Source organism: Aedoeadaptatus nemausensis, assembly GCF_903819165.1.
GTDB classification, from domain to species: Bacteria; Bacillota; Clostridia; order Tissierellales; family Peptoniphilaceae; genus Aedoeadaptatus; species Aedoeadaptatus nemausensis.
Map to the genome: position 1 here is coordinate 1 of NZ_CAIJCS010000054.1, position 5,375 is coordinate 5,375.

Below are 5,375 nucleotides of genomic sequence, written 5' to 3' on the forward strand. Positions count from 1 at the left end.
AAAAAATGGAAAAGCTGCAAGACCAAGAATGCACATATATTTTCCAATTCCTAAGATCACAAATTTAGCTGAATATGTAGGAATAAAAGAAAGCTTGGCGGAGGCTTATACTTTCTTTGATGGAAATGCCTTAGATGGAGCGAGATTTTTCTTTGGAGTTAAGAATCCTGCCGTTGAAATAGTTAGGGGAAGGAAATATATAACTGATATTCTAAAAGATGACTTTGAGGATTTTGATAATTCTCAAGACTTGATTCAGCAAGGCTCTAGAAATTCAACTATGAACCATTTTGCTGGTAGGATTTTAATTCGATATGGAAATACAGATGAGGCAAGAGAACTATTCGATAAAAAAGCCAGCCTTTGTTCTCCACCACTAGAAGATGAGGAGTTAGAACAAATATGGAAGTCAGCTTGTAAGTTTTATAAAAAGGTGGCGGCGAGTGAAGATTATGTACCACCTGAAGAATACAATGAAAGGTATGAGGAATATAAGCCTGAGAAACTTACAGATATAGCAATGGCTGAAATCTTTACTAAGCACAACAAAGGTAAAGCTATCTACACCATATCTCAAGGCTGGCTTTATTGGACGGGCAAGAAGTGGGAAGATTCTGAGCTAAAAGTAATGAGTCTTTATATGGAGACTGCCAAAAAAGTTTTAGAAAACGCAAGCATTGAATTTAAAGAGACCTATCAAGAATTAGCAGATGCAGAAATGATGGGAAATAAGGAAGAAAAAGTACAAGCAAAGTTAAAAGTAAATACTGCAAAAGCCTATCTTAATTTTGCTAAAAAGATGAACGACCACGGAAAAGTATCTGGAATATTAAAACTAGCCAAGTCTTTGTTAGAAGTTAAAAATGAAAAACTTGATGCAGATGCTTTTATTTTAAATACACCTGTTGGAGTTATTGATTTAAAAACAAGTGAAATAAAAGAGCATGACCCGTCTTACTATTGCACGAAGATTACTGCCCTAGCTCCAAGTAAGGATAATATGGATATGTGGATAGATACTTTAAGGGATGTAACTGGTGGAGATGATGAGTTTATTAATTTCTTAAAGTTCCATGCAGGGTCTACATTAATAGGTCATGTTTATGAAGAAGCACTCCTTATAGCTTACGGAGATGGAGGAAATGGAAAGTCTACTGTTTTTAATTCAGAGGCTCACGTTCTTGGAGACTATGCAGGTAAAATCCCAGCTGAGTCTTTAACAACAAGAGCAAAGAATGTGAAGGTTGATCTTGCAGAGTTATGTGGTAAGAGATTTATTCTAGCCTCTGAAACAGAAGAGGGTCAAAGACTGTCAAGTTCTATGTTAAAGCAGATAGCAAGTGTTGATGATATTTCAGCAGAAAGAAAATACTATGCACCCTTTTCATTTACGCCAACACATTCTACTATTCTCTATACAAACCATCTACCAAAGGTGGGCTCTAATGATCGAGGAACCTGGAGAAGAATTGTGGTGGCTCCATTTTCTATTGCCATTAAAAATCCTAAGACAGACTATATAGATAAGCTTATAGAAAAAGCAGGAGGAGCAATTCTACAGTGGATGATTGAAGGAGCAAAAGAATATATAGATGCAGGCTTTAAATATCCAAAATGTAATGTCGTAGATGATGCTAAAAGTTCATATAAAGAAGAAAATGACTGGATAAACCATTTTATTTCAGATAAATGCATAAAAGGAACAAATTATAAAGAAATGAGTGCAAGGTTATATCAAGTTTATCGTGAGTGGGCTGGTTCAAATGGAGAATATATTAGAAACAATAGAGATTTTTCACGAGCCCTTATAGCAGAAGGTTATGAAAAGAAAAGGACAAATAGGGGAATTGAATGGGGTGGTATAACCATCAATGATTTAATGGAGTCGGAAGACGACTTTTTATAAATGCATCTTAGTGTAGCATTTATAGGCTAAATAAAGATGATTGCATAGAAAAAAGTTTTTCTTAATTAATGAAAAGTGCATACACTAAACTACAAAAAGACATGACTATTTACACTTGACTTAACACTGAAATGGCTTAATATACGCATTTTGTATGGTGTGAATAGTCATAGCCTACTTTCTTTTATATATTATTTTTATTCTCTCGTGTAAAAGGTTTATATATAGCTACACTATACAACACTTTAGAAAAATGGAGGATTTATGAATTTCTATAACTACATGATGAAAAATCACTTAAATGAAAAGTCTCCAAGAGGAGATTTAGCAAGAGATATGAAGGAAGATAGAGACTTTCCTAAAAATAAAACAGGGAAATTTAAGGGCTGGAAAAGACTGATTAAAAATTATTTAAAAAGCCAGGGTGCTTGTTATGATTGTATGATGGCTTTTGAAAAAGCATGGAAGGAGTATGAAAATTGCGAGAGAAAGATATTGAATCTGCCCTTGTTAAAAGAGTAAAAGAGAATAAGGGTCTATGTCTTAAGTTTACATCTCCATCAATGACGGGAATACCAGACAGGATAATACTTCTACCTAAAGGAAAGATTGGATTTGTGGAAACAAAAAGACCTGGAGGAGAACCAAGACCAATTCAGAAAAAGAGAATAAGACAATTTAAAAACTTAGGTTTTAAGGTTTATGTTCTTGACTCAAAAGAAAACATTGATGGAATAATAAATAGAATCGGAGGTAACTAATTGGAATACACTCCACATAAATACCAAAACTATGCTACTGAATTTATAAAAGAAAATGAAGAATCAGCACTTCTACTGGACATGGGACTCGGTAAGACGGTTATAAGTCTAACAGCTATAAAAGACTTACTCTTTGATTCTTTTGAAATTTCTAAAGTTTTAATTGTAGCACCATTAAGAGTTGCTAGGGATACTTGGAAAGAAGAGATAGAAAAGTGGTCTCACCTTGATTTCTTAAAATATTCAGTGGTCGTAGGAAGTGAAAAAGAAAGAATAAAAGCATTAAATAAACAAGCAGATATCTATTTAATCAATAGGGAAAATGTAGACTGGCTAATAAATAAGAGCGAAATACCATTTAACTACGACATGATCGTAATTGACGAATTATCATCTTTTAAGTCTCATAGGTCAAAGAGGTTTAAAGCCTTGATGAAAGTTAGACCAAAGGTAAAAAGAATAGTTGGTCTTACTGGAACTCCATCATCTAATGGACTAATGGATTTGTGGGCTGAGTTTAGACTGCTTGATATGGGAGAGAGACTTGGTAGATTTATTGGTCAGTATAGGGAAATCTACTTCAAACCAGATAAGAGAAACGGACCAATCATTTATTCCTATAAGCCACTTCCTTTTGCTGAAGATGCAATCTATGAAAAGATATCAGATATCACAGTTTCTATGAAAGCTGAAGACTATCTAAAAATGCCAGAGAAGATAAACAATGAAGTCTTTGTAAATCTATCAGATAAAGAAAGAGATATCTACGAGACCTTAAAAAAAGACTTGGTTGTTAGTATTAAGGATAAAGATATAGATGCTGTTAATGCTGCAGCCCTTTCTAATAAGTTACTGCAAATGGCATCAGGCTCTGTTTATGATGAAGATAAAAATATGATTCATATTCATGATAGAAAGCTTGATGCTTTAGAAGATTTAATAGAAGGTGCAAATGGTAAACCTGTTCTGATAGCTTATTGGTACAAGTCGGATTTAAAAAGAATAAAAGATAGGTTTGATGTAAGAGAGCTTAAGACAAGTGAGGACTTTAAAGAATGGAATCAAGGTAAGATTCCTGTAGCCATTATCCATCCAGCATCTGCTGGTCATGGATTAAACCTACAAGCAGGTGGCTCAACACTTATTTGGTTTTCCCTTACTTGGTCATTAGAACTTTATGAGCAAACCAATGCCAGACTATATAGGCAGGGTCAGAAAGAAACAGTTGTGATTCATCATATCCTAGCAAAGGAAACCATTGATGAAGATGTAATGAAAGCATTAGAAAATAAGAACAAGACACAAGCTGCACTTATAGATGCAGTAAAAGCGAATCTAGAGAGTTGATGTCATAGAATGTCACTATCAAAATTTGCTAAGATTAATACAAGAGTAGAAGTTATATGGATAACTTACCTCAAAAACATATGGAGGTAAGAAATGAACGCAAAAGAATATTTAAAACAAGCTTTTTATTTAGACAAGAGAATCAACAGTAAGCTAGAGCAAGTTGAATCACTCAATGCCCTAGCTACAAAAGCTACATCGACCTTATCCGATATGCCTAAGAGTCCTAATAGAGGATCATCAAAACTTGAAGATACTATTGTTAAGATTATAGACCTTCAAGAAGAAATCAATAGGGATATAGATAAGTTGGTAGACTTGAAAAAAGAAATCGTAAGAACAATAAAAAAGATTGAAGATAAAGAACTTCAAGTAGTTTTAGAAAAAAGATATCTTTGTTTTGAATCTTGGGAGAAGATAGCAGTTGAAATGAATTACTCAATTCAGCATATCTTTAGACTTCATAGTAAGGCTTTGAAAAATATAGAGATATAAAAAAAATCGGGTGACGCATAAATGCATCACCCGCAAAACTTTCGTTTTCAATTCGTGTTTTTATTATAGTACTAATTTTAAAACTTATCCAGGATATCATGGTGTCCAATATCTAAAAGAAATATCAACTCATTATTTTCATAGAACCAAATAATGCGAATATCCATATTGATAGAAGACTCCCATATTCCATCTGTACCTTGTATTTTCTTAGTTCTTAAAGATGGATGAGTAGGATTTTCTACAAAAAATTTAAGTTTCTTTTTCGTTTGTTTCTTTTCAGTATCAGATAGCTTTTTGTAATGTTTTTTAAAGGCTTTCGAATAAGTAATTTTATATGACATTACTTATCCAACTCCTCAAATAGAGAGTCGATAGAATCAAAAACAGGTTGAGTCCCATTTTTTATAGATTCTTTAATTTCTTTTACTTCAGCTTTTAAATTTTTTATGACGTGTTCTGGATAGATTGCAACTGGAACAAGTACAATTTTTCCGTTATCTTCTATGACTTCAAATTGATCGCCTTGATTTAATTCCATAGAGTTTACTATGTCTTTTGGGATAGTAACTTGTGATTTAGCTTTTAGTTCAACTAACATAACGAAACCTCCTTAGTTAGAAATTCATACTTTCTAACTAAATTATATTTTCTTCTGAGAAAAAAGTCAAGTGGAGAGTAAAGTTGATAGAATGAGAGTAAGTAGTTGTAGTATAGTTAGAATAGCAAAAGAATAATAAAATGAGCCTTGGAGATTTAATCTTCAGGGCTTTCTTTATGGAGTGATAAAGTGCCAAGCAAACCTAAGAGACCATGTTCACATCCAGGTTGTCCTGAATTAGTTGATGGACGATTCTGCAAAGAAC

Annotated in this window: 7 protein-coding genes; 5 read left to right on the forward strand and 2 right to left on the reverse strand. The window is 33.2% G+C overall.

The genetic code is table 11. The features are described 5' to 3' along the window. The 5 genes from PEPTYR26121_RS08730 to PEPTYR26121_RS08750 form a co-directional block, all read left to right on the forward strand. Window positions 1-1,906, forward strand: a 1,906-nt coding sequence (locus PEPTYR26121_RS08730; RefSeq protein WP_180501043.1) for a phage/plasmid primase, P4 family, incomplete at its 5' end; no start/stop codon positions are given. 264 nt (window positions 1,907-2,170) lie between these two features. Beyond that, window positions 2,171-2,428 carry a sterile alpha motif-like domain-containing protein gene (locus PEPTYR26121_RS08735; RefSeq protein ID WP_019131836.1) on the forward strand — a complete coding sequence of 86 codons (258 nt, stop codon included), beginning with the start codon at window positions 2,171-2,173 and terminating at the stop codon, window positions 2,426-2,428. Further along, window positions 2,386-2,667 (forward strand): VRR-NUC domain-containing protein, encoded by a 282-nt coding sequence (locus tag PEPTYR26121_RS08740; protein WP_044565549.1) that lies wholly within the window; start codon window positions 2,386-2,388, stop codon window positions 2,665-2,667. The genes PEPTYR26121_RS08735 and PEPTYR26121_RS08740 overlap by 43 nt, the downstream gene beginning before the upstream one ends. Continuing rightward, complete coding sequence (locus PEPTYR26121_RS08745) at window positions 2,668-4,014, forward strand: DEAD/DEAH box helicase (protein ID WP_019131834.1); 1,347 nt, start codon at window positions 2,668-2,670, stop codon at window positions 4,012-4,014. Window positions 4,015-4,107: 93 nt separating this feature from the next. Further along, window positions 4,108-4,509 carry a DUF1492 domain-containing protein gene (locus tag PEPTYR26121_RS08750; protein WP_070611463.1) on the forward strand — a complete coding sequence of 134 codons (402 nt, stop codon included), beginning with the start codon at window positions 4,108-4,110 and terminating at the stop codon, window positions 4,507-4,509. A 77-nt stretch (window positions 4,510-4,586) separates the two neighbouring features. On the opposite strand, the gene PEPTYR26121_RS08755 is transcribed toward PEPTYR26121_RS08750, so the two are convergent. Further along, the gene (locus tag PEPTYR26121_RS08755; RefSeq protein ID WP_180501045.1) at window positions 4,587-4,853 is read right to left on the reverse strand and encodes a type II toxin-antitoxin system RelE/ParE family toxin; all 267 of its coding nucleotides are present in this window, start codon (window positions 4,851-4,853) and stop codon (window positions 4,587-4,589) included. Then, window positions 4,853-5,110 (reverse strand): AbrB/MazE/SpoVT family DNA-binding domain-containing protein, encoded by a 258-nt coding sequence (locus tag PEPTYR26121_RS08760; protein ID WP_002834889.1) that lies wholly within the window; start codon window positions 5,108-5,110, stop codon window positions 4,853-4,855. The genes PEPTYR26121_RS08755 and PEPTYR26121_RS08760 overlap by 1 nt, the downstream gene beginning before the upstream one ends. Window positions 5,111-5,375: the final 265 nt, after the last annotated feature.